The organism is Microbacterium sp. GbtcB4 (assembly GCF_019091465.1).
Lineage (GTDB): Bacteria > Actinomycetota > Actinomycetes > Actinomycetales > Microbacteriaceae > Microbacterium > Microbacterium paraoxydans.
Genome location: NZ_JAGXJJ010000002.1, coordinates 225,011 through 248,023, shown reverse-complemented (window position 1 = coordinate 248,023; position 23,013 = coordinate 225,011). Strand labels below are relative to the sequence as shown.

Below are 23,013 nucleotides of genomic sequence, written 5' to 3'. Positions count from 1 at the left end.
GGGAGCGCCGGCCGGAGGGCGACTCAGAAGTCGAAGTCGCCGATGTTGTCGGCGTCGAACACGAACGGGTCGCCCAGCAGGACGACGCCGTCGGCGCCGACGGTGTACTCGCCGAGGTCGCCGGCCTCGAAGGTGTCGCCCTCTTCGCCGGTGATGTCGCCGGCGATCAGGGCCTGGGCGGCGTAAGCGGCCAGGTAGCCGAGGTCGGCCGGGTTCCATAGCGCGAAGGCGGTGACGGTGCCGTCCTCCACGTACTCGCGCATCTGGTTGGGGGTGCCGAGTCCGGTCAGCGCGACCTGGCCCTTGAAGTCGGACGTCGACAGGTAGCGCGCCGCGGCGGCGATGCCGACCGTGGTGGGCGAGACGATGCCCTTGAGGTCCGGATGGGTCTGCAGCAGCGCGGCCGTCTTGTCGAACGACGTCTGGTCGTCGTCGTCGCCGTAGACCGTCTCGACGATCGTGATGTCGGGGTACTCGCTGGCGACGTACTCCTCCATCAGCTCGATCCAGGCGTTCTGGTTCGTGGCGTTGGCCGACGCGGAGAGGATGGCGATCTCCCCGGCGCCGCCGATCTGCTCGGCGATGAGGTCGATCTGCACCTTCGCGATGCCCTCGGAGTCGGCCTGGTTGATGAACAGGTCGCGGCAGTCGGTGTTGGTGTCGGAGTCGAAGGTGACGACCTTGACGCCGGCGTCCCTGGCCTCGTTCAGCGCGTCGCAGATGGCCTGCGGGTCGTTGGCCGAGACGACGAGGGCGCCGACACCCTGCTGCGTGGCCGTGTTGATGTAGCTGACCTGGGCGTCGGGCGTGGCCTCGGCAGGGCCGACCTCGGAGAACGTGCCGCCGAACTCCTCGACGGCTTTCTTGCCGCCCTCGCTGGACGTGTCGAAGTACGGGTTGCCGAGGTTCTTGGGCAAGAAGGTGATCGAGGCGTCCGCCCCGTCGCCGCCGCCGTCTCCTCCGCCGTCGGTGGAGCCGGCGCAGCCGGTCAGTGCGACCGCCGCCGCCACCGCGAGGGCGGCGAAGGCGGTGACACGCTTGCGTGCAAACGTCATTGTTCGTTCCTTTCGTCGGGAGATGCCGCGGGCGCGGCGTCCATCGGTGCCTTCGTCGCTGTGGCGGCACCGGCGGGGGGTCTGCCCGGTCGGCGGCGTGCCTTCTGCAGCCAGGCCAGGAAGCTTGCGGCCACCACCGAGATCACGAGGAGCGTGCCGGTGATGATGTTGATGACGTCGGAGGTGACGTTCACCAGGCGGAGTGCACTCGCGAGCGCCCCGATGAGGAAGGCGGCGGCGATGACGCCGTAGATCTTGCCGCGACCGCCGAACACCGACACCCCGCCGAGCACGACGGCCGCGATGACCTGGAGCTCGAGGCCGGTGGCGTTGTCGCCGCGGGCGCTGCCGTAGCGGAGCGTATAGAAGATGCCGGCGAACGCGGCGACCGCTCCGGACAGCACGAACAGGATGAGCTTCGTGCGCTCGACGTGCACACCGGAGAAGTGCGCCGCGTCCTTCGACAGACCGATCGCGTACACCCCGCGGCCGAACGGCGTGAAGTGCAGCAGGATCGCGAAGACCGCGACGAGCAGGAGGAACGGGATCGTGATGACGGGGATCGGGGTGCCCGCGATCTTCGCCTTGGCGAGAGCCGTCCAGAACTCCGGGAAGTCGGTGACGGCGGCCGTGCCCAGCAGCCCGACGGCGAGGCCGCGGAAGAGGGCGAGCGTGCCGATCGTGACGGCGAGCGAGGGTAGTCCGACGACGGTCACGAGGAAGCCGTTGAACGCTCCGCCGACCACGCCCACGACGAGGGCGGCGAGCGCGGCGAGCTCGAACGGGAGCCCGGCCTGCACCAGCGCGCCGGTGACGACGCTGGACAGCCCGACCATGCTGCCCACCGAGAGGTCGATCTCGCCGGTGATCATGATGAGGGTCATCGGCAGGGCGATCAGGAGGATCGGCGCGATGTCGAGCAGCAGGTAGGTCAGCGTGATGGGCTGTCCGAACCCGCGGATGCTGGAGGCCGAGACGACCGCGACGAGCAGGAGCAGGCCGACGATCGCGGCTTCGCGCGTGAGCAGGAGCCGGCGCCACAGGGGCTTGTCGTAGTCGCGGATGACGCGGGTGGTCGCGGTGGCGGTCGCGGTGGTCATGATTCGTCCCTCGCCTCGATGAGCCGCCGTCTCTGCCGCACCGCGAGCACGCGGTCGAGCACGATGGCGCCGATGATGAGCAGGCCGACGACGGCACGCTGCCAGAAGTCGGGGATGCCGAGGATCGGCAGTACGCGGTTGATGGTCAGCAGCAGCACGGCGCCGATCGCGGCGCCCCACACCGAGCCGATGCCGCCGGTGATCGCGACGCCGCCGATGACGGCCGCGCCCACCGCGTCCAGCTCCCATCCCGCTCCCGCCTGGGAGTTGATGGTGCCGTACCGGGCCGCGTAGAAGACGCCGGCGAGTCCGGCGAGAGCTCCCGACAGGACGAACGCGGTGAGCACGCGGCGGGTGACGCGCAGGCCGTAGAGCTCGGCCGCCGCGGGGTCGGAGCCGATCGCGTAGAACTCCCGGCCGCCGCGGGTGTTCTTCATGTACCAGGCGGCGACGGCGAGTACGAGGACCGCGACGATCGCGAGGATCGGGATGCCGAGGAGCTGCCCTGTGCCGAGGGCGAGGAAGTCGCGCGGCATGTCGGAGGCGTTCACGCGGTCGCTGCCGGTCCACAGCACGTTGATGCCGCGGTAGGCGTAGAGGGTGCCGAGGGTGATCACCATCGCCGGCACCTTGGCGTACGCGACGAGCGCGCCGTTGACGAGGCCGAGGAGGGCGCCGAGCACCACGGCGGCGACCACGACCAGGACGATCGGGATGCCGGGGATGTCGATGAAGAGCCGACCGGTCAGGTACGCGGTCAGACCCATCACGGAACCCACGGACAGGTCGACGTTGCGCGTGATGAGGACGATGGCCTGTCCCACCGCGACGAGCACGAGGATCGACGGCGTCAGCAGCAGGTCGCGCCAGCCGTCGGCGCTGAACAGGAACTTCGGGTTGTTGAGGGTCGCGGCGGTGACCACGAGCACGAGGGCGAGGAGGATGCCGAACTCTCGGGCCCTGCCGAGACCGGAGATGCGCTTGGTGAGCGCGGAGACGGGGATGGCGGTGGTCACGAGCTGAGCTCCGATGCGTGCGTCGCGGCGAACATGACGTTCTCGGAGGTGGCCTCCGAGCGGGGGATCTCGGCCGTGATGCGACCCTCGCGCATCACGAGCACCCGGTCGGCCATGCCGAGTACCTCGGGCAGCTCGGACGAGATCATGAGGATGCCCATGCCCTGGCCGGCGAGCTGGGACAGCAGGCGGTGCACCTCGGACTTGGTGCCGACATCGATGCCGCGGGTGGGCTCGTCGATGAGCAGCACCTGCGGCTGCGTGGCGAGCCACTTCGCGAGGACGACCTTCTGCTGGTTGCCGCCGGAGAGCGTCGCGGCGACGGTGTCCAGGGCGTGCGTCTTCACCTCGAGCCGCGAGGCCCACTCCCGAGCGGCGCGGTTCTCCATCGCGGTGGTGAGCAGGCCGAGGCGGGCGAGACGCCGGCGGATCGCGAGGGTGATGTTCCCGCCGACGCCGGCTTCGATGACGAGGCCCTGCTTCCGGCGGTCCTCGGGGACGAGGGCGAGACCGGCGCGCATCGCGTCCACCGGACGGCGGGCGCGGATGCGGCGGCCCTTCATGCGCACGCTGCCCTCGCGGTACCCGTCCACGCCGAAGACCGCGCGGGCGACCTCGCTGCGCCCGGCGCCGACGAGGCCGGCGAGCCCGACGATCTCGCCCGCACGGACGGAGAACGAGATGTCGTGGAAGAGGCCGGGGCTCGTGAGCCCCTCGACCTCGAGCAGCGGCTCGCCGATCGTCGCCTCCTGCTTCGGGAACAGCTCGGACACCTCGCGGCCGACCATCTGGTGCACGAGTTCGTCGACCGTGGTGTCGGCGATGGCGGAGGTCGCGATGTACGCGCCGTCCCGCATGACCGTCACGGTGTCGCAGAGCGCGAACACCTCGTCGAACCGGTGTGAGATGAAGATGAGGCCGCGTCCCTCATCGCGCAGGCTCCGGGCGATCGCGAACAGCCGCTCCACCTCCACGCCGGAGAGCGCCGCGGTGGGCTCGTCCATGATGAGCAGCGTGGCGTCGAGGGAGACCGCCTTGGCGATCTCGATGACCTGCTGATCGGCGATCGACAGGCCCTCGGCGGGGCGGTCAGGGTCGATGGTGACGCCGAGGCGGGTGAAGAGGCGCTCGACCTCGTGGCGCATGGCCTTGCGGTCGATCCGCCCGAACCGCCCGGTCGGCTGGCGCCCCATGAAGATGTTCTCGGTGACGGAGAGATCGGGGAAGAGCGTCGGCTCCTGGTAGATGACCGCGACGCCGGCGGCCTTCGACTGCGCGGTCGAGGTGAAGTCGACCTCCTCGCCGCGGAGGCGGAAGACCCCGCCGTCGCGCTGATAGAGGCCGGCGACGATCTTCACGAGCGTGGACTTGCCGGCCCCGTTCTCGCCGACGAGCGCGTGGATGGAGCCGGGGTGGACGGCGATGGTGCCGGAGCGCAGGGCGATCACCGACCCGAACGCCTTCTGGACGTCGGCGAGCTCGAGCACGGGCGCCGTCGTGGGTGAGGACATCATTTCTCTCTCCATTGAGGGAATGAATCGTTTCAAACCCTGATGCAGATGAGACTAGGGGCTGTGTTGACGCGTGTCAATACGACGTGAGAGTCTGAGGCGATCCCCGCGGATGAGTCGTTTCAGCGGCGGGAACCGGAGGGAGGGCGCGATGGCCGTCAGCGTGCGGGAGGTCGCCGAGGACGCGGGTGTCTCCGTCGGGACCGTATCGAACGTGCTCAACCGGCCGGAGAAGGTGGCCGCGGAGACCGTCGCGCGTGTGCAGGCATCCATCGACCGCCTCGGGTTCGTGCGCAACGATGCGGCGCGGCAGCTCCGGGCGGGGCGCAGCCGGACGATCGGCCTCGTCGTGCTCGACATCCGCAACCCGTTCTTCGCCGAGGTCATCCGCGGAGCCGAGGAGCGCGCCGACCAGCACGGACTCTCCGTCCTCGTCGCCAACAGCGACGAGAAGCAGGAGCGGGAGGCGATGCATCTCGATCTCTTCGAGGAGCAGCGGGTGACCGGCGTGCTCGTCACTCCCGTGGCGGAGTCCCTGCCGCGGTTGGTGCGGATGCACGAGCGCGGGACGCACGCGGTGCTCGTCGACCGGGAATCGCAGGATGAGCGGTTCGCCTCGGTCGCCGTCGACGACGTCGAGGGCGGACGCATCGCGACCGAGCACTTGCTGGCGGTCGGCCGTCGCCGGATCGCCTTCGTCGGCGGCCCGGTCGCGCTGCGCCAGGTCTCCGACCGCCTGAGCGGCGCGCAGGCCGCGGCAGCCGCGGCGGGGATCGGGCTGGAGTTCATCCCGACCTCCGCGCTCACCGTCGAGGAGGGGCGCCGGGCCGGCGCCCAGATCCTCGACCGTGCCCCGGGGGATCGGCCGGACGCGGTCTTCGCGGCGAACGACCTCCTGGCCCTGGGCCTCCTGCAGAGCCTGGTGATGACCGGCGACGCCCGGGTCCCCGAGGACATCGCACTCGTGGGCTACGACGACATCGACTTCGCCGCGGCCGCCGTGATCCCGCTCAGCTCGGTGCGGCAGCCGGCCGCCCTCATCGGCTCGACCGCCGTCGACCTGCTGCTGCGGGGACAGGACGAGGTGGCACCGGCGCCGGAGCACGTGCTGTTCCGGCCGGAGCTCGTCGCCCGCCGCTCGACGACCGGCGAGTGACCGCGATCAGGCCGGCGTCGGGGTGATGCGTTGCGCGCTCGCACCCCGCATGATGCGGGCGACGGCGGTGATGAGGAAGAGCTGCCCGGTGATCCCCTCGGCGACGGCCACCGCCTGCACGCCCGGTCCGACGGGGACGAGGTTCCCGTAGCCCGTCGTGGTCAGTGCCGTGAACGAGAAGAAGAGCTGATTGCCGAGCGAGTCGTTCGCCGCATCCCCGAACAGCGGGGTCGGCAGTAGCAGCGACAGCAGGTTGTAGACGAAGGCGAAGAACATGCCGACGAGGATGTACGCGGTCACCGCGGCCAGGAGCGCCTCGACGTCGAGGCCTCGGCGGGTGACCTGGTGCGCGATGATGGCCCACGGCGCGACCAGCAGCGCGATCATGGAGGCGGCGGAGAGGGCGACGGCGAGGGCGGGGCTGTCCGTGGCGAAGAACGCCGCGAGAAGGGCGGCCAGGCCCGCGGCCGAGAGCACGACCCACGACACCCGCTGCACGAGGGCGTGCGCCCTGGTCACGCGGAACACGATCGCGACCGTGACCAGCATCGCGAGGAACGCCCAGGGGCTGGGGACCGTGCCGGGCTGGGCCGCACACAGCCCGTACGAAACGATGAGGAGGGCGAGCACCGCGGCATAGCCCAGGGCGCCGCGCCTCGGGTCGGCCGGGGCGGCGAACCCCGCGCGGACGTGCGCTCCCGATGACTCGGACATGGCGACTCCTCTCGCGTCCGCGGGGCCGGACCCTCGCAACGTGCGGCCAGTATCGCAGGGCGACCGGGCCGCTCCGGGGAGCATCCGACACCGGCGGTTCGTGACCACGCGTCGGACCCGTTATGATGGTGGGGTGCATCCGTGCTCTCGAGCCGGATGCCTGGAGACGTCGCATAGTCCGGCCTAGTGCACCACCCTGCTAAGGTGGAGTCCCCTTACGGGGACCAGGGGTTCAAATCCCCTCGTCTCCGCACAGAGAAGCCCCGACGAGTCCGCTCGCCGGGGCTTTCGTGTTCTCGCGTGCGGGCGGGCCCTCCTCACGCCTTCGCCCCCGGCGCCCAGGTCGGGTCGGGGGAGAGCGCGGCTGAGATCTTCCGGCTGGCTGCGCCGAGCTGCCGGGCCTGCGCCGGGGTCAGGGTGTCGAAGACGACGCGGCGGATGAGGGCCTGGTGCGCGGGGGTCGACTCCTCGACCTTCCGGTGGCCCGCGTCGGTGAGGATGCCGAGGGTGAAGCGCCCGTCCTCCGCATCGACCTCGCGCCGGATCCAGCCTTTCGCCTCCAGGCGGGTGACCGCACGGGAGAGCCGGGACAGTGTGCTGTTCGCGTAGCCGGCGAGGACACTGAGGCGGAGCGTGCGCTCCGGTGCAGCGTCGAGGGCGTACAGGATGCCGTGCTCGAAGTGGGTCAGTCCGCTGTCGTGCTGCAGCTGCGCGTCGAGGGCCGCGGGGAGCCGTTCGAGGAGCGTCGCGAGCGCCGACCAGACGTCCATCTCGTCGGCGTTCAAGGGGGCGCGGGAGGATGGCGACATTCCTCCACCGTAGCGGTCGATCCGTGCTCTTTGCTTGCTTGGGAAAGTAAGTGGAGACTAGGATGACTTGCTCAGGCAAGTGAAGCGGGTGGTCCGCGGAAGTGAGAGGGAGACGGATGGAACTGGGGCTGCGCGGCAAGAGGGCGTTCATCAGCGGATCGAGCCAGGGGATCGGATACGCGGTCGCGTCCACTCTCGCCGCCGAGGGGGTCGATGTCGTGATCAACGGTCGTGACGAGGGACGGGTCGACGCGGCGGTGCGCGTGCTGGCCCTCGCGCACCCGGAGGTGACCGTGTCCGGGATCGCCGCGGACTTCACCGACCCGTCGCAGGTGGCGCGGCTGACGGAGCAGCTCGGCGACGTCGACATCCTCGTCAACAACGTCGGTCTTTTCGGACTCGCCGACTTCGCCGACATCACCGACGAGGACTGGGCGCGCTACTTCGAGGTGAACGTGATGAGCGGCGTGCGTCTCTCACGCTCTCTCCTGCCGGGGATGCGGGAACGGGGCTGGGGGCGCATCGTCTTCGTCAGCAGCGAGTCCGGCGTCAACGTCCCGGCCGACATGGTGCACTACGGCGTGACGAAGGCGGCGATGATCGCCCTGGGCAACGGGTTGGCCAAGCTCACCCGCGGCACCGGCGTGACGGTCAACACCGTCCTGGGTGGCCCGACCTACTCGGAGGGCGTCGCGGCGAGCGTCGCCGCCGTCGCAGCAGCCCAGTCCGTCTCCGTGGACGTGATGAAAGAGGCGATCATCGGACAGAACACGACCACACTCCTGGAGCGCTTCCTCGATCCGACCGAGGTCGCGGACCTCGTCGTCTACCTCTCCAGCGTCCGGGCCTCCGCGACGAACGGCGCCGCGCTGCGGGCGGATGGGGGCGTGCTGACGGCGATGCTCTGACCCGAGCGCGTCACTCGCCGGGGCCCATGGCTTCCGGTATCCTCGCGGGCATGCCTAGACCCACCCAGACGCCGCAGCGCGAGGCCTTCGGCTCGCGGAACGTGTTCATCCTCTCGGCGATCGGCTCGGCCGTGGGTCTCGGGAACATCTGGCGCTTCCCCTACGTCGCCTACGAGGGCGGCGGCGGTGCGTTCCTCATTCCGTACCTGTGCGCGCTGCTGACCGCCGGTATCCCGCTGCTGTTCCTCGACTACGCGATCGGCCACCGGTTCCGGGGCTCCGCGCCCCTCGCGTTCCGGCGTCTGCACCGGGCCGCCGAACCGCTCGGCTGGTGGCAGGTGCTGATCTGCGTCGTCATCGCGGTGTACTACGCGGTGATCGTCGCGTGGGCGGGCATGTACACCTGGTTCTCCGCGCAGTTGACCTGGGGCGCGGGCAACGAGAACGACTTCTTCTTCGTCGACTTCCTGCAGTCCGCCGACGTCGCGGAGGTCGGCCTGTCCGGCGAGTTCGTGCCGCAGGTGGGCCTACCGCTGATCGCGGTGTGGCTGATCGTCATCATCATCATGGCGCTCGGCGTCAAGCGCGGCATCGGTCGCGCCAACATGATCCTGATGCCGCTGCTCACCCTCATGTTCGCGGTGCTCGTCGTGCAGGCCCTCTTCCTCCCTGGCGCCTTGGACGGCCTCAACGCGTTCTTCACGCCGAACTGGGAAGCGCTCGCCGACCCGGCCGTGTGGGCCTCCGCCTACGGGCACATCTTCTTCTCGCTGTCCGTCGCGTTCGGGATCATGGTGACGTACGCGTCCTACCTCAAGCGCAAGACCGACCTCACCGGGTCCGGTCTCGTGGTCGCGTTCGCCAACTCCGGCTTCGAGATCCTCGCCGGCATCGGCGTGTTCGCCGCCCTCGGGTTCATGGCTCAGGCGCAGAGCACGGATGTCTCCGGTGTCGCCACCTCGGGTATCGGTCTCGCGTTCGTCGCGTTCCCCACGATCGTGTCGCAGGCGACCGGCGGCTCGATCATCGGCGTGCTGTTCTTCGGCGCCCTCGTCTTCGCCGGGATCACCTCGATGATCTCGATTTTGGAGGTGATCGTCGCGGCGCTGCAGGACAAGCTCGGCTGGGCGCGGGTGCGCACCACCCTCGTCGTCTCGATCCCGCTGGCCATCATCTCCGCCGCCCTGTTCTCCACCACCACCGCGCTGTCGGTCCTCGACACGACCGACGCCTTCGTCAACGCCTTCGGCATCATGGCGGTCGCTCTCGTCGCAGTGATCGTCGTGGCCTGGGTGCTGCACAAGCTGCCGCAGCTGCAGGACCACCTGAACCGCCGTTCGAGCTTCCGCGTCGGCCTGCTCTGGCGCCTGCTCGTGGGTGTCCTCGCACCGCTCGTGCTCGGGTACCTGCTGATCACGGAACTCCTGACGAAGATCGCCGAGCCGTACAGCGGCTACCCCGGCTGGTTCCTCGGCCTGTTCGGCTGGGGCATGGTCATCGCGCTGGTCATCGGGGGAGTGTTGCTGTCGCTGGTGCCGTGGAGCAGGCGCTCCCGTGCCAAGGACGACGTCGGGTACGACGACTTCCTGGACCAGGAGGAGTACGCCGCCGACCCCGAGACGACGAGCATCGCCGTCCCGGCGGCGCAGAAGAAGGGAGCGGGCGCATGACCACCACCGCGATCGTCATGATGATCATCGCCATGGTCACGGTGTGGGGCGGTCTCATCGCCGCCGTGGTGAACCTCGCCCGTCACCCCGAGGTGGAGGACACGGAGCCCGCAGTCCCGACCGAGCTCTGAGCACCGACCCGATCGCATCGGGTCGGAACGGTCGGGTGCGCGGATGGACAGCGGCCAGACGATGAGGGGGAAAGGAGGGCCCCCGTGATCGGCACGCTCAACGCCCTGGTCGACCTCGTCGAGGCGGACCACGGCCAGGAGATCGACGTCGCTGCGTTCGCCCGTGCGCATGGCACCACCGAGTACCACCTGCGCCGGATGTTCTCGGCGCTCGCCGGGATGCCGTTGACCGAGTACGTGCGGCGTCGTCGGATGACGCTCGCCGGCGCGGAGCTCGCGGCCGGCGCGCCGAGTCTGCTCGATGTCGCCGTTCGGCACGGCTACGGCTCGACCGAGGCGTTCGCCCGGGCGTTCCGCGCCGTGCACGGCATCGGGCCGGCGGACGCGCGTCGGCACGGGGGTCCTCTCCGCACACAACCCACGCTCCGGTTCCGCCTGAGCGTCGAAGGGAGCACCCCGATGGATGTCACCATCACCCACCGTCCCGCATTCGTCCTCGCCGGGCATGCCGCGGAGGTCCCGCTGATCCACGTCGGCGTCAATCCGCACATCCAGGCGCACATCGCCGCGATACCGCCCGAGGAGCACGCCCGCCTCAAGGCGCTCGGGAACGAGGAGCCCGCGGGCATCCTCGCCGTGACCGCCGACATCGACCCGGACGCCCCGGAGGGGACGCCGTTGACCTACCTGCACGGGGTGGCCGTGCGCGAAGACACCGCAGTCCCCGACGACCTCGACGCTCTGCGCGTGGCGGAGGGTGCCTGGGCCGTGTTCGGCGCGAGCGGCCCGTTCCCGGAGACCCTGCAGAACCTGTGGGCGGCGACGGCGACCGAGTGGTTCCCGTCGAACCCGTGGCGGCTGCGACCCGGGCCCTCGATCGTCCGCTATCGCGAGTTCACCGGCGAAACGGCCTCCTGCGAGCTCTGGCTCCCCGTCGAGCAGAGCTGACTGTGCATCGGGTCGGGCCCGAGCGGCTCGACCCGATGTCGGTGCCCGGTGGCACACTGACCGCACGACGTACTGAGAGGCGGGCCATGGCGGCGATCGATCCCAAGAAGACTCTCGACGCGTATCAGGCGAAGCGGGGCGCCTTCCGTGTCCTCGAGGTGCCGCCGCTGACCTATCTGATGATCGACGGCGCCGGAGATCCGAACACCGCTCCGGCCTTCTTCGATGCGGTCGCGGCGCTCTACCCGCTGGCGTACACCCTCAAGTTCGCCAGTCGCGCCGAGCTCGGCATCGATCAGGTCGTGATGCCCCTGGAAGGCCTGTGGCATGCGCCCGACATGGCGTCGTTCACCACCCGGCGCGACAAGTCGACCTGGCTCTGGACGCTCATGATCATGGTGGGCGATCACGTCACTCCTGCCCTGTTCGACCGCGCGGTCGAGACGGTCGCGGCGAAGAACGCGAAGAAGGGGGAAGAGCTCCCGGCGCTGGCCGCCGTCCGGCCGGAGGTGCTCGACGAGGGTCTGTGCGTGCAGACGCTGCACGTCGGGCCGTTCGACGACGAGGGCCCGGTGCTCGAGGAGCTGCACGAGCGCTTCGTCCCGGAGAACGGATTGCGGCTGCGCGGGCGGCACCACGAGATCTACCTCAGCGACCGTCGTCGCGCAGCCCCGGAGAAGCTGCGCACCATCCTGCGGCAGCCGGTGGAACGGATCACCTGAGCGCTTTCGCACCGGGCGTCCGGAAAGCAACCCCCTGATTCCGGCGGTCCGCGGCGGATACTCTTCGAGGATGAGCACCGTCAAGCATGCGGCACGCGTGGCGAAGGACTCCACCGCGTTCCGGCGGACCGCCCGCGCAGGATTCGTGGTCCTCGGCATCATCCACATCATCATCGGCGCGATCGCCATCACGATCGCGGCCGGCGGGTCGGGGGACGCCGACCAGGACGGCGCGATGGAGCAGGTGCGCAACAACCCGATCGGCGGACTGCTGCTCCTCGCGATCGCAGTCGGCCTTCTTGCGCTCGCCGTGTGGCAGGTGGCGAGCGGGTTCCTCGCCGCCGACCCCGCGGAGACGAAGAAGTGGGGCAAGCGCCTCAAGCTCTTCGGCATCTCCGGGACGTACCTCGTGATCGCCGGCCTCGCGCTCATCTACGCCGTGGGGGGCCGCGCGGAGTCCTCCGACGCCTCGAAGACCCTGAGCCAGGTGGTCCTGTCCGCGCCCGGCGGCGTGGCGCTGCTCGTGGTGATCGGTCTCAGCGTCATCGGCGTCGGCATCGGCTTCATCATCGGCGGGATCATGCGCTCCTTCCGCAAGCTCATCGACGTGCCGACCGGAGCCGCCCGCGCCGGCGTGATGGCGCTCGGCATCGTGGGCTACATCGGCAAGGGCATCGCGGTGGGGGTCACCGGGGTGCTGTTCGTGGTGGCGGCCGTGACGCAGGACCCGGAACGCGCCGCGGGTCTCGACGCCGCTCTGCACAGCCTCCTCAGTCTGCCGTTCGGCCGGCTCATCCTCGGTGCTGTCGGCGTCGGCTTCGCGCTGTACGGGGCCTTCTGCATCGCTCGCGCCCGCCTCGCCCGCATGTCGTAGCGCCTCCGCCGGGCACGACTTCGGAGATCGTTGCCGACACGCCGCTCGACGGTCCGGCAGCCCGACGTGTCTCGCCCCATCTCCGAAGCTGTGCCCGTCCGGAGCCGGGCCCCGGTCAGCCGGAAGATGGGAGACTGGAACGATGAGCGCTTCTCCCGGAGTCGACGTGATCGCCCCGCTGACCGAGACCGAGGTGGAGCGGATCCGCGAGGACTTCCCGATCCTGCACACCCGCGTCCACGGCCACCCGCTGGCGTACCTCGATTCGGGGGCGACGTCGCAGCGTCCGGAGTCCGTGCTCGACGCCGAACGCCGCTTCGCCACCACCATGAACGCGGCCGTCCACCGCGGCGCCCACACGCTGGCCGCCGAGGCGACCGAGCTCTTCGAAGACGCCCGCAGCACCCTCGCCCGGTTCGTCGGCGCCGATGACGACGAGATCGTCTGGACCTCGAACGCCACCGAAGCGGTCAACCTCGTCGCCTACTCCCTCTCCAACGCCTCCCTCGGCCGGGGTGGTGCTGCGGCCGAGCCTCTCCGGCTCCGCGAAGGGGACGAGATCGTCACTACCGAGATGGAGCACCACGCCAACCTCATCCCCTGGCAGGAGCTCGCCGCGCGCACCGGGGCAACGCTCCGGGTCATCCCGCTCGACGACGACGGGGCCCTCCGTCTGGATGCGGCCGCGGAGATCATCTCGGAGCGCACGAAGCTCGTGGCCTTCACCCACGTGTCGAACGTGCTGGGCGTGATCAATCCGGTCGAGACCCTCGTCGCGCTGGCCAGGGAGGTCGGCGCCCTCACCCTGCTCGACGCCTGCCAGTCGGCTCCGCACCTCCCGCTGGACCTGCACGCGCTCGGCGTCGACTTCGCGGTCCTCTCCGGCCACAAGATGCTCGGCCCCACCGGCATCGGCGCGCTCTACGGTCGTCGCGAGGTCCTCACCGCGATGCCACCGTTCCTCACGGGCGGCTCCATGATCACGACGGTGACCACGACCGCGGCCGAGTACCTGCCGCCGCCGCAGCGCTTCGAAGCGGGCACGCAGCGGGTGTCCCAGGCGATCGCGCTCGCCGCCGCGGTCGACTACCTCTCCGCGGTCGGGATGGATCGCATCGCCGCGCACGAGGCCGCGTTCGGGCAGCGTCTCGTCGAAGGGCTCGGCGCGATCGACGGCGTGCGCGTCCTGGGCGCGGGCATCGAGCTGCCGCGGGTCGGTCTCGCGAGCTTCGACGTGGCCGGCATCCATTCGCACGACGTCGGGCAGTTCCTCGACGACCAGGGCATCGCGGTGCGCGTCGGTCACCACTGCGCCCAGCCGTTGCACCGTCGGCTCGGCGTGACCTCATCGACGAGGGCGAGCACCTATCTGTACACCACCGCGTCCGAGGTGGACGCTGTCATCGAGGCGGTCGCCGGGGCGATCGCGTTCTTCGGGAGGGGCGCATGAGCGACCTGCAGAGCCTGTACCAGGAGCTGATCCTCGACCACTCGCGCACGCCGCACGGCTTCGGCCTCCGCGAGGAGATCCCCGCGCAATCGCATCAGCTCAACCCGACCTGCGGCGACGAGATCACGCTGCAGGTGCATCGAGGCGCCGACGGCGGCGTGGAGGCGATCGCGTGGGAGGGACACGGGTGCGCCATCTCCCAGGCCTCCGCGTCCCTGCTCGCCGAGCTCGCCGAGGGCCTCACCGTGGACGAGCTCGAGGTGCGCATCGCTGCCTTCCGGGAGGCGATGCGCTCCCGCGGCACGATCGAGCCGGACGAGGAACTGCTCGGCGATGCCGCGGCGCTCGGGGGAGTCTCGCGGTACGTGGCGCGCGTGAAGTGCGCCATGCTCGCCTGGGTGGCGGCGGAGGACGCGCTCACGCGCCTCTGACCGCGTTCGCCTCCCTCCTCGCCGGGAATAGCATCCGGCGGCAGGCGTTGGCCCGAGCATGACAACTCTCGGAATCATCGGAGCAGGCAACATCGGCAGCCAGGTCGCCCGTGTGGCGGTGGCCAACGGCTATGACGTCGTGATCGCGAACTCGAGAGGGCCGGAGACCCTGGCCGATCTCGTCGCAGAGCTCGGGCCGCGCGCGAAGGCGGCGACGGCGGAGGAGGCGGCCGCCGCGGCGGACGTGGCCGTGGTGACGGTGCCGCTGCACGCGATCGATCAGCTTCCCGCCGCGCAGCTCGCCGGGAAGATCGTGCTCGACACGAACAACTACTACTTCGAGCGCGACGGGCACATCGAGGCCCTCGACAAGGGCGAGACCACCACGTCCGAGCTCGTGCAGGCACAGCTCCCGGACTCGAAGATCGCCAAGGCGTTCAACCACATCTACGCCGCGGAGATCACCACCGACGGGACCCCGGCCGGTACGCCGAACCGTCGCGCGCTGGCCACGGCCGGGGACGACGCGGAGGCCGTGGCCTTCGTCACCCGCTTCTACGACGAGGCCGGTTTCGACACGGTCAACGTCGGCCCGCTCAGCGAGTCGTGGCGGGTCGAGCGCGACCGCCCGGCATACGTCATCCGGCAGAACGCGGAAGAGCTGACGGCCAACGTCGCGCGGGCGAACCGTCTGCCCTGACCCTGGCGCGCGCCCCGGTCTGGGATACCAAACTTGGCCAATCCCGGGCCGGGGTGCGACAATGCCCGGATGGCGGGGGCTGTGGGGGTAGGCGGGGAACTCGAGTCGGTCAGGGTCACGAGGATCCTCCGAGACGACATCGTGCTGGGGCGGCGCGCGCCCGGTTCCCGGCTGGTGGAGCGGGATATCGCCGCCGAGCTGAATGTGTCCCGACTCCCGGTGCGGGAAGCCATCCGCACGCTGGTCGCGGAGGGCGTGGTCGTCGCACGGCCCCGGACGTGGGCCGTGGTGCGCGAGTTCACCCATGACGACATCCGCAACTTCGCGGAGGTGCGCGAGGCGATCGAGACCCTCATCTTCGTGTTCGCGGCCGAGCGTCACGATGCGCAAGGGCTCGCCCGGCTGAGCGAGGTGTACGAGCGCGAAGTCGCCGCGGCCCGGGCCGGCGACGCGGAGACCGCCCGGACGGCGGCCGCGGCGTTCCATGAGGTCGCCGTCGACCTGGCGGGGAACGAGATGCTCGGCGAGCTCATCGCCGTGTTCCTGACGCGCTTGCGCTGGCTGTTCGGACAGCACGACGATCTGGAGGCGATGGCGGAGGAGCACCGCGTCATCCTCAAGGCCGTCCGTGCGCGCGATGTCGAGGCGCTGCGGCGGATCGTCCCCGCGCACCTGGCGAGCGGGCACTCCGCGGCCGAACGGCGGCTGGCGCAGACGGCGACCACCTGAGGCATCCGTCGGGAGAACGACCCCCGGACGCGCCGCGAGCGGTTGTATCCTTGTCCGGTCGGAGTCGGTCCGGTCTGTTCGCGCTGTCCTGGGGAGCGAGATGCGAAGTCTTGCTGTCGTCGTCGGGGGGATCCTCCTGCTCGGAGGTGCTGCACTCCTGGTGGTGGCCGATCAGGAGCGCGCCGCCGGTGTCGCCGCCGTGAAGGCGGAGATCGCGCGGATCGAGCAGGTGCTCGCGGAGTCGCAGGCCGAGAACCTCGAACTGGCGGAGCGTCTCACCGCCCTGAGGTCGCGCATCGCGGAGCAGGACGCCGAGCTGAACGACACGACGGGCTTCCTCCCGTGAGGCGCCGGGTGCTCGCGGTGACGGTGTCGGCGGCCGTGCTCGTCGCGGCGGCCGCCGTCGCGCGCTCCGACGCGCTGGACCAGGAGCGCGCCGAGGCGGTGGCCGAGCTCTCCGTACTGGCCGACCGGTCATACGACGCCGCACAGCGCACCGACCACCTGTCCGGCGCCGTGGCCCGGGCCGAGCAGGACGCTGAGGATCGGGCCTCCGTCCTGGCGGTGCGGCCGGCATTCCTGGAGGAGCTCTCGACGCTGGCCGCCGTCCTCCAGGGCGCGGACGGCAAGGTCGACACGGCGGCGCATCTCGCGTCCGCCCGGTCCGCGCAGGAGACCGTGCGCGCCGAGCGCCATGACCCGGACACCGTGGTCGCGGCGACCGCGACGGTGGAGGCGCTCACGCAGAAGGTCGGCACCGAGGTCGCCGGGTGGCAGGCGTCGCAGAGTGCCGGTCCCGGCGGGCCCGCATGGACGTCGAGCGGGCCGGACGGCTACGCGCGGGTGCGGGCCGCCCTCGACAGGGTCGGCGGCGGGGGCGTCGGCTTGTACGAGTCGTCGTCCTGTGCGGGCGGCACAGCCCCGGCCTGCGCCAACAGCAACGGGTACATCAAGTACCGCGCCGACATCACCGGCTGGAGTGACGGACGCCTGAACTGGGCGATGGCGCATGAGCTGGCTCACATCTACCAGTTCCGGGTCTGGGGCACCCTCACCTCCTCGGGCGCGTACGGGGCGATGTTCGGCGGCGATCCGGAGTTCCTCGCCAACTGCATGGCTGTCGTCCGCGGCTTCCCCGGGGCGGTGGGTTGCTCCGGGGAGCAGCAGGCCTGGGCCTCCGGAATCTGGGTCGGCGTCGTCGGCTGAGCCTCGGCCCGATGCCGCCTGCCGATGTCGGACGTCTGCGGCAAGCTGATCCGGAGCGATTCCGGCCGAGACTGCGCGGCATCCATACCGGTACGCTCGAGAGAAGGAGGTGCCGGTGGGACGGACTGCGGATGCCATCGCCGAAGGCGTCGCGATCGCGACGGCCGCTGCGCGCCTCGCCGTGAAGAATCACATCCTCATCGGCACCATCGCCGAGGACGGCATCTTCGACCTCGACAAGTACGTCGAGGATGCGAGGGCTGCTCTCGAGGCGATGGCCGAGGAGTCGGAGGAGGCCGCCGCCACGGTCACGGCCTTGCGCAAGCGCGCCCGCGGTCGACATTCCGACCCGGTCGGCACGCACGACTACCGCGACCGCGATGTGCGCAATCTCCGGCGGCGGGCGAAGCAGTCGCTCGGCGTCGCGCAGCGTCTGCGCGAGATGATGGACGACCGGCCGCAACTCGAGAGCATCGTCGAGGAGGCGCGCGCGGCGGCCTGGGCCGACGTGCGGCACAACCTCGACCGCCGGCTGCGCGTCGAGGGCATGCGACCGGACCAGGATCCCGACTACGCGCGCATGCGCGAGGCGCGGATGCAGGCGCTGCGACTGGTCGATCTCCAGGCACTCTCCTCGGAGCAGCGCGCCAAGGAGAAGCGGCGGAAGAAGCAGGAGAAGGCGGCCGCGAAGGCGGACTGAGGCCTCGTTTCGCTTTCCGGTCTCGTCTGTTGTAGGCTGGTCGTCGGCCCGCTGAGCGGTAAAGCACCGCGGGTCCTGCGCCTCTAGCTCAATGGATAGAGCATCTGACTACGGATCAGAAGGTTGGGGGTTCGAGTCCCTCGAGGCGCACACTGTGTTGAGACAGTACGGAACCCCCGTCGCGGAAGCGGCGGGGGTTTTCGCTGTTCCGGGGTGAGTGCTCCGGTCAGAGCAGGCTGGTGATCGCCGGGTCGCGCTCGGCGAGGTCGGCCGCCGTGGCCATGATGGCGGTGCGCATCGCGGCCACCGCGACCGCGGGGGTGACGTCGGAGCGGTGGGCGAGGCTGATCGTCCGGGACATCGCCGGGTGGGCGAGGCGCGCCGACCGCAGGGCGGGGCGTTCGTACAGCACCATCGCCGGGACCACCGCGACCCCGACGCCTCGTTCCACGAAGCGGAGCACCGCATCCATCTCCGCACCCTCCAGCGCGAGGGTCGGGGTGAGGTCGGCGGCGCGGAAGGCGGCGTCCATCGCGGCGCGCAGCTCGTAGCTCTCATCAAACTGGATGAGCGGGAGGGTCGCGAGGTGCGCGAGGCTCACGGATGGGCCGTGGGTGACCGGAGGTGCGGCCGCCGACGAGATCACCACGAGCTCCTCCGCGAGCAGCGGGATGTGCGTGAGACTGACTCCGGCGGGCACGGGCCCCTCGGACTGGGTGACGAGGGCGATGTCGACGGCACCGACGGCGAGCTGCTCGACGAGCAGCCGGGAGCCTCCTTCGGTGAGGTGCAGGTCGATGCCGGGGTGGGCGGCATGGAACGAGCTGAGGGCTTCCGCGACGAGGCTGATGCAGAGGGTGGGTGGGGCGCCGAGGCGCACGCGGCCGCGACGGAGGCCGGCGAGCTCGGCCACCTCGTCGCGGATGGCGTCGGCTTCGGCGAGCATGCGCTGCGCGCGGGGGAGGACCGTCTCACCGGCGGCGGTGAGGGCGATGTGGCCGCGGGCGCGATGGAACAGCTCGGCGCCCAGCTCCCGCTCGAGGGTCGAGATCTGACGGCTCAGCGAGGGCTGCGCGAGGTGGAGGTGCTCGGACGCGCGGGTGAAATGGCCGAGGCGGGCGACTTCGACGAACCCGCGGAGCTGCTCGAGGTTCATATCCATAGCGTACCCGCATGGTTTCCAGACGAACTATGCATTGGAGTTATTAGGATCGCCTAACTAGCGTCGAGAGCATGAATGCACCCGAACGACAGATCTCCACCACGGTCCTGGTGATCGGCACCGGAGGCTCCGGGCTCCGCGCCGCGATCGAGGTCGCCGAGCACGGCGTCGACGTGCTCGCCGTCGGCAAGCGCCCGCGGCAGGACGCCCACACGTCGCTCGCAGCCGGCGGCATCAACGCGGCGCTCGGCACGATGGACGCCGAGGACAGCTGGCAGCAGCACGCCGCGGACACCATCAAGGAGAGCTACCTCCTCGCCAACCCTCACACGGTCCAGATCGTCACCCAGGGCGCCGAGCGCGGCATCCGCGACCTCGAGCGCTGGGGCATGGACTTCGCCCGTGAAGGCGACGGCCGCATCTCGCAGCGCTTCTTCGGCGCGCACACCTACCGCCGCACCGCCTTCGCCGGCGACTACACGGGCCTCGAGATCCAACGGACGCTGGTCGCCCGCGCCGAGCAGCTCGACGTGCCCATCCTCGACAACGTCTACATCACCCGCCTCCTCGTGCGCGACAACGTCGTCTTCGGCGCCTACGGCTTCGATCAGGCCGACGGCACGCGCTACCTCATCCATGCGGACGCCGTGATCCTCGCCGCCGGCGGACACAACCGCATCTGGCGCCGCACGTCGTCGCGCCGCGACGAGAACACCGGAGACTCCTTCCGGCTCGCCGTCGAGGCGGGGGCGCGACTTCGCGACCCCGAGCTGGTGCAGTTCCATCCGTCCGGCATCATCGAGCCCGAGAACGCCGCCGGCACGCTCATCTCCGAGGCCGCGCGCGGGGAGGGCGGCATCCTCCGCAACGCACTCGGCGAGCGGTTCATGGCGAAGTACGACCCCGAGCGGATGGAGCTGTCGACGCGGGACCGGGTCGCGCTCGCCGCCTACACCGAGATCCAGGAAGGACGCGGCACCGCGAACGGCGGCGTCTGGCTCGACGTGTCGCACCTGCCCCGCGAGACCATCATGACCCGGCTTCCGCGCGTCTATCAGACGATGATGGAGCTGCAGATGCTCGACATCACGGCGGACCCGATCGAGATCGCGCCGACCGCGCACTACTCGATGGGCGGTGTGTGGGTGCGGCCGGACGACCACCAGACCGACGTCGAGGGGCTGTACGCGATCGGGGAGGCGTCGAGCGGACTCCACGGCGCGAACCGTCTCGGCGGGAACTCCCTCATCGAGCTGCTCGTCTACGGCCGGATCGTCGGTCAGGCCGCCATGGCCCACGCCGCGGGGCTCGACGCCCAGCGCCGGTCGGCCGATGCGGTCGCCGCCGCTCGTGCCGAGATCGACGACCTCCTGGCCGCGGAGGGGCGCGAGAACGTGCGGGCGCTGCAGCGCGCCATCCGCAACCTCATGACGGAGTATGCGGGCGTCGTGCGGTCGGAGGAAGGGTTGAAGGCGGGCCTCGCCGACCTCGACATGATCGAGGGGCGGATGGAGGACATCGGCATCCACCCGGACATCGCCGGATTCCAGGACCTCGCGCACGCCTTCGATCTCAAGGCCTCCGCGCTCGCGGCCCGGGCCACGCTGGAGGCGGCGCGGGAGCGTCGGGAGACGCGGGGATGCCACAACCGCAGCGACTTCCCGGACACCGATCCCACGCTGCAGGTGAACCTCGTGTGGTCGCCGACCGCCGGCGTGACCCGCGAGGAGATCCCCGCCGTCCCCGACGAGATCGCCGAGCTCATGCGCGACGTCGACACGACGGGCAAGCTCGTCGAGTAGATCCCCGAGACCCCGGTTTCGCGTCGAGACCCCGCCCTGCAGATGTCTGCAGGGCGGGGTCTCGACGGTAGTGCGGGGTCTCGGGGAGGGGGTCAGTCGACGCCGAGGCCGACGGCCTCGTGATCCGGCTCCGGGTCGTCGCGCTTCGGGGCCTTCGGCTCCTCGCCGGGGGATTTCTCGGTGCTGGGCTCCTCCAGCTCCTCGGTGCTCGGGACCTCGGCCGGGTCCGCGTCTTCGGGGGAGTCCGCCTGCTCCGGCGTCGTCGCCTCACCCTCCGTGGTGTCGGAGGCCGGGGTCGGGGTCGGGGTCTGCGCCTCGGGCGAGAGGTCGTCGTTCGCGGTCGGTTCGGGAGTGCTGTCGGTCATGATCGTCCCTTTCTGCGATGTCGTCCTCTCAGCCTGCCTCCGCCTCTCCGGGAGATGAAGGGCCTTGACGCGGACCCGCCGGCCGCGCGGTTAATCGCGGTGAACCGGAATCCCGAACTCGGCGTAGCCTGGAGGGGTGACTGCGTACGTCTCGGCCTTCGACCTCTTCTCCATCGGCGTCGGCCCGTCCAGCTCGCACACCGTCGGACCCATGCGCGCCGCGCTCGACTTCGCGCGACAGCTCTCCGCCTCCGGCGAGCTCGACCGTGTCGGTCGCGTGGAGTGCACGCTGTACGGCTCGCTCGGCGCCACCGGGATCGGCCACGGCACCCCGGATGCGGTCGTCGCGGGGCTCCGCGGTCTCGCTCCCGAGACGTGCGATCCGGCGGCCGTCCGTGCGGCGTGGTCGGCGTATCCGGAGGGGGAGCCGCTGCGGATCGACGGCGCCCATGCGGTGCCGTTCCAGAAGGACGACATCGTGTTCGCGCCGCGGACCCGTCTCCCCGGGCATCCGAACGCCATGACGCTCATCGCCCGTGAGACCGACGGGACCACACTGTTCGAGCAGACGTACTACTCGATCGGCGGAGGCTTTATCCGGCGCGAGGGGGAGGAGGCGCACCTCTCGACCGGTGCCTTCCCGCATCCCTATACCGATGCCGCCTCGCTGCTCGCGGTGTGCGATGACCTCGGCCTGTCTATCGCGGAAGTCGCTCGCCGCAATGAGACGGCGCTGCGGAGCGAGGAGGAGGTCGCCGCCGGCCTCGATGCGATCTGGGACGCGATGGCGGGCTGCGTGGACGCCGGACTCCACGCCGAGGGCGTCCTTCCGGGCATGCTGCAGGTGAAGCGCCGTGCGGGCACGATCCGCGCGCAGCTCGAGGCGGTCGAAGCCGACGGGCACCGGGAGCTCCCCGGCGAGTGGCTCGGGGCTTTCGCGCTTGCGGTGAACGAGGAGAACGCGGCTGGTGGCCGCGTCGTGACGGCACCCACCAATGGCGCGGCCGGAATCCTCCCCGCGGTGGCGATGTACTGGTGGCGCTTCCTCGCCGACTCGGGCCTCGGTGCCGGGAACGCGGTGACGCCGTACGGCGAGCTCGTCGGCAGCGCGCTGCTCGGGTTCGACGGAGCTCCGCCGTCGCCTCCCGCACTCGACGGCGAGGACGCGGAGATCGCGGAGGCCAACCGCCGCCGGGGAATACGCAGGTTCCTGCTGACGGCCACTGCCCTCGGGTCGCTGTTCAAGGCCAACGCCTCGATCTCCGGCGCCGAAGGCGGGTGTCAGGCGGAGGTCGGCTCCGCCTGCGCGATGGCTGCCGGCGGGCTCACCGCGGTGATGGGCGGCACGAACCGGCAGATCGAGAACGCCGCGGAGATCGCGATGGAGCACCACCTCGGCCTCACGTGCGATCCGATCGGGGGACTCGTGCAGATCCCGTGCATCGAGCGCAACGCGATCGCGGCCTCGACCGCCGTCACCGCTGCCCGCTTGGCGCTCCGCGGTGACGGGAGCCACTACGTCTCGCTGGATGCCGTCGTCGAGACGATGCGGCAGACGGGCCTCGACATGTCGACGAAGTACAAGGAGACCAGCGAGGGCGGTCTGGCGGTGAACGTCATCGAGTGCTGACCTCGCCGACCCACCCCCTTTCGCGCGCCCCGGCCCGTTGCGTGCGCACGGAGGGGGTGGCAGGCACACAGAGGGGTGGCTCGACGGAGGAGGGGAGGTCGGGGAGTGGGGGCTCCGCCCGGCCGCCTGGGAGGACCTCGAGATCGTGAACCACTGGCGCTCGTTCCTCGGGCAGCCGCAGCGGTATCTCCGGCATCTGCTCGGTGAGTGAGGATCCGCGGAGC

General features: G+C 70.5%; 24 protein-coding genes and 2 tRNA genes. 18 read left to right on the top strand and 8 right to left on the bottom strand.

Annotated elements, in window-relative coordinates; all coding sequences use genetic code 11:
• Window positions 1-23: 23 nt before the first annotated feature.
• The 4 genes from rhaS to KVS71_RS05045 are packed head-to-tail and all read right to left on the bottom strand — an operon-like array spanning window position 24 to window position 4,685.
• Window positions 24-1,055 (bottom strand): rhamnose ABC transporter substrate-binding protein, encoded by a 1,032-nt coding sequence (rhaS, locus tag KVS71_RS05060; RefSeq protein WP_025104566.1) that lies wholly within the window; start codon window positions 1,053-1,055, stop codon window positions 24-26.
• Entirely contained in the window at window positions 1,052-2,155 is a 1,104-nt protein-coding gene (locus KVS71_RS05055) for an ABC transporter permease (protein WP_060921422.1), read from the bottom strand. Before KVS71_RS05055 ends, rhaS begins: the two co-directional genes overlap by 4 nt.
• Entirely contained in the window at window positions 2,152-3,171 is a 1,020-nt protein-coding gene (locus tag KVS71_RS05050) for an ABC transporter permease (protein WP_368874554.1), read from the bottom strand. The genes KVS71_RS05055 and KVS71_RS05050 overlap by 4 nt, the downstream gene beginning before the upstream one ends.
• Window positions 3,168-4,685, bottom strand: coding sequence for a sugar ABC transporter ATP-binding protein (locus KVS71_RS05045; RefSeq protein ID WP_060921424.1), 1,518 nt, complete (start codon window positions 4,683-4,685; stop codon window positions 3,168-3,170). The genes KVS71_RS05050 and KVS71_RS05045 overlap by 4 nt, the downstream gene beginning before the upstream one ends.
• Window positions 4,686-4,833: 148 nt before the next feature.
• On the opposite strand from KVS71_RS05045, the gene KVS71_RS05040 reads away from it, so the two are divergent.
• Window positions 4,834-5,838, top strand: a complete 1,005-nt coding sequence (locus KVS71_RS05040) for a LacI family DNA-binding transcriptional regulator (RefSeq protein ID WP_025104562.1) — start codon at window positions 4,834-4,836, stop codon at window positions 5,836-5,838.
• A gap of 6 nt (window positions 5,839-5,844) precedes the next feature.
• Here the strand turns inward: KVS71_RS05040 and KVS71_RS05035 are convergent, their stop codons facing one another.
• Window positions 5,845-6,552, bottom strand: a complete 708-nt coding sequence (locus tag KVS71_RS05035; RefSeq protein WP_082749959.1) for a potassium channel family protein — start codon at window positions 6,550-6,552, stop codon at window positions 5,845-5,847.
• A gap of 162 nt (window positions 6,553-6,714) precedes the next feature.
• On the opposite strand from KVS71_RS05035, the gene KVS71_RS05030 reads away from it, so the two are divergent.
• Window positions 6,715-6,803, top strand: a tRNA-Ser gene (locus KVS71_RS05030).
• A 66-nt stretch (window positions 6,804-6,869) separates the two neighbouring features.
• Here KVS71_RS05030 and KVS71_RS05025 read toward each other — a convergent pair.
• Entirely contained in the window at window positions 6,870-7,361 is a 492-nt protein-coding gene (locus KVS71_RS05025) for a MarR family winged helix-turn-helix transcriptional regulator (protein ID WP_060921425.1), read from the bottom strand.
• A 116-nt stretch (window positions 7,362-7,477) separates the two neighbouring features.
• Between KVS71_RS05025 and KVS71_RS05020 the strand changes: the two genes are divergently transcribed.
• The 14 genes from KVS71_RS05020 (at window position 7,478) to KVS71_RS04955 (ending at window position 17,980) form a co-directional block, all read left to right on the top strand.
• Window positions 7,478-8,269 carry an SDR family NAD(P)-dependent oxidoreductase gene (locus KVS71_RS05020; RefSeq protein WP_105949257.1) on the top strand — a complete coding sequence of 264 codons (792 nt, stop codon included), beginning with the start codon at window positions 7,478-7,480 and terminating at the stop codon, window positions 8,267-8,269.
• Between the two features lie 50 nt (window positions 8,270-8,319).
• Entirely contained in the window at window positions 8,320-9,939 is a 1,620-nt protein-coding gene (locus KVS71_RS05015) for a sodium-dependent transporter (RefSeq protein WP_082749962.1), read from the top strand.
• A complete protein-coding gene (locus KVS71_RS05010; protein ID WP_075251602.1) occupies window positions 9,936-10,070 on the top strand; it encodes a methionine/alanine import family NSS transporter small subunit in 135 nt (44 codons plus the stop codon). The genes KVS71_RS05015 and KVS71_RS05010 overlap by 4 nt, the downstream gene beginning before the upstream one ends.
• A gap of 84 nt (window positions 10,071-10,154) precedes the next feature.
• The gene (locus KVS71_RS05005) at window positions 10,155-11,018 is read left to right on the top strand and encodes an AraC family transcriptional regulator (protein WP_060921428.1); all 864 of its coding nucleotides are present in this window, start codon (window positions 10,155-10,157) and stop codon (window positions 11,016-11,018) included.
• Between the two features lie 86 nt (window positions 11,019-11,104).
• The gene (locus tag KVS71_RS05000; protein ID WP_217584060.1) at window positions 11,105-11,740 is read left to right on the top strand and encodes a GyrI-like domain-containing protein; all 636 of its coding nucleotides are present in this window, start codon (window positions 11,105-11,107) and stop codon (window positions 11,738-11,740) included.
• Window positions 11,741-11,810: 70 nt separating this feature from the next.
• On the top strand, window positions 11,811-12,614 hold the full coding sequence (locus tag KVS71_RS04995) for a DUF1206 domain-containing protein (protein ID WP_060921430.1): 804 nt from the start codon (window positions 11,811-11,813) through the stop codon (window positions 12,612-12,614).
• Between the two features lie 142 nt (window positions 12,615-12,756).
• Window positions 12,757-14,064, top strand: a complete 1,308-nt coding sequence (locus KVS71_RS04990) for a cysteine desulfurase (RefSeq protein ID WP_060921431.1) — start codon at window positions 12,757-12,759, stop codon at window positions 14,062-14,064.
• Window positions 14,061-14,495: a Fe-S cluster assembly sulfur transfer protein SufU gene (gene sufU / locus KVS71_RS04985; protein WP_060921432.1), complete on the top strand. Its 435-nt coding sequence runs from the start codon at window positions 14,061-14,063 to the stop codon at window positions 14,493-14,495. The genes KVS71_RS04990 and sufU overlap by 4 nt, the downstream gene beginning before the upstream one ends.
• A gap of 58 nt (window positions 14,496-14,553) precedes the next feature.
• The gene (locus KVS71_RS04980) at window positions 14,554-15,195 is read left to right on the top strand and encodes an NADPH-dependent F420 reductase (protein ID WP_060921433.1); all 642 of its coding nucleotides are present in this window, start codon (window positions 14,554-14,556) and stop codon (window positions 15,193-15,195) included.
• A 69-nt stretch (window positions 15,196-15,264) separates the two neighbouring features.
• A complete protein-coding gene (locus tag KVS71_RS04975; protein WP_217584059.1) occupies window positions 15,265-15,924 on the top strand; it encodes a GntR family transcriptional regulator in 660 nt (219 codons plus the stop codon).
• Between the two features lie 100 nt (window positions 15,925-16,024).
• Window positions 16,025-16,270, top strand: a complete 246-nt coding sequence (locus KVS71_RS04970; protein WP_025104550.1) for a hypothetical protein — start codon at window positions 16,025-16,027, stop codon at window positions 16,268-16,270.
• Between the two features lie 8 nt (window positions 16,271-16,278).
• Complete coding sequence (locus tag KVS71_RS04965) at window positions 16,279-17,130, top strand: hypothetical protein (RefSeq protein WP_231919575.1); 852 nt, start codon at window positions 16,279-16,281, stop codon at window positions 17,128-17,130.
• Between the two features lie 115 nt (window positions 17,131-17,245).
• Window positions 17,246-17,830 (top strand): asparagine synthase, encoded by a 585-nt coding sequence (locus KVS71_RS04960; RefSeq protein ID WP_082749961.1) that lies wholly within the window; start codon window positions 17,246-17,248, stop codon window positions 17,828-17,830.
• A gap of 77 nt (window positions 17,831-17,907) precedes the next feature.
• Window positions 17,908-17,980 (top strand) — tRNA-Arg (locus tag KVS71_RS04955).
• 76 nt (window positions 17,981-18,056) lie between these two features.
• On the opposite strand, the gene KVS71_RS04950 is transcribed toward KVS71_RS04955, so the two are convergent.
• The gene (locus KVS71_RS04950; protein ID WP_186326287.1) at window positions 18,057-18,992 is read right to left on the bottom strand and encodes a LysR family transcriptional regulator; all 936 of its coding nucleotides are present in this window, start codon (window positions 18,990-18,992) and stop codon (window positions 18,057-18,059) included.
• Between the two features lie 71 nt (window positions 18,993-19,063).
• Between KVS71_RS04950 and KVS71_RS04945 the strand changes: the two genes are divergently transcribed.
• Window positions 19,064-20,794, top strand: a complete 1,731-nt coding sequence (locus KVS71_RS04945; RefSeq protein WP_105949264.1) for an L-aspartate oxidase — start codon at window positions 19,064-19,066, stop codon at window positions 20,792-20,794.
• Between the two features lie 92 nt (window positions 20,795-20,886).
• Here the strand turns inward: KVS71_RS04945 and KVS71_RS04940 are convergent, their stop codons facing one another.
• Window positions 20,887-21,159: a hypothetical protein gene (locus KVS71_RS04940; RefSeq protein ID WP_060921439.1), complete on the bottom strand. Its 273-nt coding sequence runs from the start codon at window positions 21,157-21,159 to the stop codon at window positions 20,887-20,889.
• A 136-nt stretch (window positions 21,160-21,295) separates the two neighbouring features.
• Between KVS71_RS04940 and KVS71_RS04935 the strand changes: the two genes are divergently transcribed.
• A complete protein-coding gene (locus KVS71_RS04935; RefSeq protein ID WP_217584058.1) occupies window positions 21,296-22,789 on the top strand; it encodes an L-serine ammonia-lyase, iron-sulfur-dependent, subunit alpha in 1,494 nt (497 codons plus the stop codon).
• Window positions 22,790-23,013: the final 224 nt, after the last annotated feature.

Coding starts and splice junctions, on each gene's coding strand:
- KVS71_RS05010 (WP_075251602.1), top strand. CDS start 9,936: ATGACCACCACCGCGATCGTCATGATGATCATCGCCATGGTCACGGTG.
- KVS71_RS04975 (WP_217584059.1), top strand. CDS start 15,265: ATGGCGGGGGCTGTGGGGGTAGGCGGGGAACTCGAGTCGGTCAGGGTC.
- KVS71_RS05055 (WP_060921422.1), bottom strand. CDS start 2,155: ATGACCACCGCGACCGCCACCGCGACCACCCGCGTCATCCGCGACTAC.
- KVS71_RS04980 (WP_060921433.1), top strand. CDS start 14,554: ATGACAACTCTCGGAATCATCGGAGCAGGCAACATCGGCAGCCAGGTC.
- KVS71_RS04940 (WP_060921439.1), bottom strand. CDS start 21,159: ATGACCGACAGCACTCCCGAACCGACCGCGAACGACGACCTCTCGCCC.
- sufU (WP_060921432.1), top strand. CDS start 14,061: ATGAGCGACCTGCAGAGCCTGTACCAGGAGCTGATCCTCGACCACTCG.
- KVS71_RS04970 (WP_025104550.1), top strand. CDS start 16,025: ATGCGAAGTCTTGCTGTCGTCGTCGGGGGGATCCTCCTGCTCGGAGGT.
- KVS71_RS04995 (WP_060921430.1), top strand. CDS start 11,811: ATGAGCACCGTCAAGCATGCGGCACGCGTGGCGAAGGACTCCACCGCG.
- rhaS (WP_025104566.1), bottom strand. CDS start 1,055: ATGACGTTTGCACGCAAGCGTGTCACCGCCTTCGCCGCCCTCGCGGTG.
- KVS71_RS05025 (WP_060921425.1), bottom strand. CDS start 7,361: ATGTCGCCATCCTCCCGCGCCCCCTTGAACGCCGACGAGATGGACGTC.
- KVS71_RS05045 (WP_060921424.1), bottom strand. CDS start 4,685: ATGATGTCCTCACCCACGACGGCGCCCGTGCTCGAGCTCGCCGACGTC.
- KVS71_RS05035 (WP_082749959.1), bottom strand. CDS start 6,552: ATGTCCGAGTCATCGGGAGCGCACGTCCGCGCGGGGTTCGCCGCCCCG.
- KVS71_RS04990 (WP_060921431.1), top strand. CDS start 12,757: ATGAGCGCTTCTCCCGGAGTCGACGTGATCGCCCCGCTGACCGAGACC.
- KVS71_RS04950 (WP_186326287.1), bottom strand. CDS start 18,992: ATGGATATGAACCTCGAGCAGCTCCGCGGGTTCGTCGAAGTCGCCCGC.
- KVS71_RS05000 (WP_217584060.1), top strand. CDS start 11,105: ATGGCGGCGATCGATCCCAAGAAGACTCTCGACGCGTATCAGGCGAAG.
- KVS71_RS04945 (WP_105949264.1), top strand. CDS start 19,064: ATGAATGCACCCGAACGACAGATCTCCACCACGGTCCTGGTGATCGGC.
- KVS71_RS05015 (WP_082749962.1), top strand. CDS start 8,320: ATGCCTAGACCCACCCAGACGCCGCAGCGCGAGGCCTTCGGCTCGCGG.
- KVS71_RS05020 (WP_105949257.1), top strand. CDS start 7,478: ATGGAACTGGGGCTGCGCGGCAAGAGGGCGTTCATCAGCGGATCGAGC.
- KVS71_RS05040 (WP_025104562.1), top strand. CDS start 4,834: ATGGCCGTCAGCGTGCGGGAGGTCGCCGAGGACGCGGGTGTCTCCGTC.